At 63.2% G+C, this 590-nt stretch carries 1 protein-coding gene; it reads left to right on the plus strand.

Annotation, left to right across the window (positions count from 1 at the left end):
• Nucleotides 1-31 precede the first annotated feature (31 nt).
• Nucleotides 32-590, plus strand: a 559-nt coding sequence (locus VQ044_RS25535; protein WP_327650485.1) for an IS701 family transposase, incomplete at its 3' end; no start/stop codon positions are given.

Below are 590 nucleotides of genomic sequence, written 5' to 3' on the forward strand. Positions count from 1 at the left end.
CTTTCGACGAGTTCTGAATCCATGGGCGACCATGATTCGGAGGTCATGGATGATGGGCGCATCGATCGAGACGACGCTGGAGCTTTGGGCCTCTTCGCTGCGGGATGTGAAGCGACGAATCCAGCCGCTGTTTACGCAGGAGCGCGTGGCGGTTTCAGCGGGCTTGTTCCTGGATGGACTTCTCGGGGATGAGCGGCGCAAGACTGGCTGGATGCGGGCGGAAGCGGCGGGGGATCCCGGGCCTTGGCGCCAGCAGGCGATTCTTGGCCGCGGTCGGTGGGATGCCGATGTGCTGCGCGACATCGTGCGGGATTACGTTGTGGAGACGCTCGCCGATCCGCAAGCCGTGCTGGTTATCGACGAGACCGGCTTTCTGAAGCAGGGCAAGGCCTCCTGCGGGGTTGGACGTCAGTACACGGGTTCGGCCGGCAAGATCACCAACTGCCAGATCGGTGTGTTTGCGTCCTACGTCTCGTGCCACGGCCACGCATTTATCGACCGGGCGCTGTATCTGCCGAAGGCTTGGACGGATGATCCAGCTCGCATGGCGGCGGCGCACGTACCGCCGGAAACTGCGTTTGCGACCAAGC

The organism is Aurantimonas sp. C2-5-R2, from assembly GCF_036549495.1.
GTDB classification, from domain to species: Bacteria; Pseudomonadota; Alphaproteobacteria; order Rhizobiales; family Rhizobiaceae; genus Aurantimonas; species Aurantimonas coralicida_A.